The sequence below is a fragment of the Actinomadura opuntiae genome (assembly GCF_030283205.1).
Classification (GTDB): Bacteria; Actinomycetota; Actinomycetes; order Streptosporangiales; family Streptosporangiaceae; genus Spirillospora.
Map to the genome: position 1 here is coordinate 1 of NZ_JASNWF010000059.1, position 1,550 is coordinate 1,550.

Consider the following 1,550-nt stretch of genomic DNA (forward strand, 5'->3'; position numbering starts at 1 on the left):
CAACCACACCAGGAAATCCCGGTAATCACGCGGCCGCGGCAACACCGAACCATCCCCACCAGCGCCGTACAACCCCATCAAATCCTGCATCAACAACGGCAACGACCACCCATCGAACAACAGGTGATGAGCCATCAGCACGAATTCGAATCGGGATTCGCCGACCCGGATCAGCTTCATCCGCATGAGCGGCGCCGTCGTGACGTCGAAGTGGTCGCTTCGGTCGGCGGCCAGCAGTTCCTCCAGGCGTTCGGGACGTTCGTCCTCGGGAACGTCTCGGAGGTCGATCTCCTCCCAGGGAAGCTCGACGCGCGACCGCACGATCTGCATCGGCTCACCATCGGTACCGAAACCGAACGCCACCCGCAGATTCGGATACCGATCCAGCAGCCCTTGACCGGCCGCCCTCAGCCGCTCCGCATCCACCGCACCGTCCAGATGCAACACGAACTGCATCTGGTACGGGTCCAGGTCGCGGCCCGCGAGGATCGCGTGGAAGAGCAGGCCCGACTGCATCGCCGTCAGCGGCCAGACGTCCACCACATCGGGATGCCGGGCCTCCAGCACGTCGATCTCCAGCTGGGTCAGCGGCACCAGCGGCAGGTCCGACGGCGTCAATCCGCCCGCGTCAGTGGAAGAGGCATGCCGTGCCAGGCCGGTCAGCGCCTCCACCCACAGGTCGGCCAGTTCCTGTACGCGCTCGCGGGACAGGACACCGGACGCGAAGCCGATCGATGCGTTCAGCACCGGCCCTTGCTCGGAGTCGATGACGACGGCGTTGACATCGACGGCGTGCGCGACCGGCATGTCGGCGTCGAATTCCGCCGACACTTCTTCCAATGCTGAGATCGGCGTCCATCCCTCGCCGCGCGCTTCGCCCGGAACATCGGTGTCGGAGAATCGGCCCAGGTAGTTGAACCCGATCTGCGGGGTCGGGAATTCGGCGAGTTCTTCGGCGGTACCGGTGTTCAGGTAGCGGAGGAGGCCGTATCCGATGCCTCGGTCCGGGATTGTCCGGAGCTGTTCCTTCACCGCCTTGACCGCACGCCCCGCGCCGGCGCCACCCGCGAAGGCCTCTTTCAGATCGACGCCGCCGACGCTCACGCGCACCGGGAAGATCGTGGTGAACCAGCCGACCGTGCGCGACAGGTCAGCGCCTTCGATCACCGCTTCCTCGCGGCCGTGGCCCTCCATGTTCAGCAGCACCGACGACTCGGCCGTCCCGCGCGCTCGGCGCCAGGCCGCCACCGCCAGCGCCAGACCCGCGACCAGTCCATCGTCCGGACCACACCGGAATGCTGCAGGCAAGGCCGTCAGCAGCGCACGGGTGACGTCCTCGGACAGCCGCACTTGCAGCCGGTCGACGGTCGAGACCACGTCCACGGCCGGGTCGATGCGGCGGGCGCCGAGTACCGGGTCGGGGGCTTGCAGTGTCGAGCGCCACAGGTCCAGTTCCGCGACCCGTTCCGGGCGCTGGGCTTCGTCGGCCAGCGCGGCACTCCACCGCCGCACCGACGTCCCCACCGGCGGCAACGCCGGCGTCTCGCCCT

At 67.8% G+C, this 1,550-nt stretch carries 1 protein-coding gene; it reads right to left on the reverse strand.

Annotated elements, in window-relative coordinates:
- Positions 1–1,550: condensation domain-containing protein (locus QP089_RS48655; protein ID WP_285921431.1), on the reverse strand; the 1,550-nt coding region annotated here is incomplete at both ends.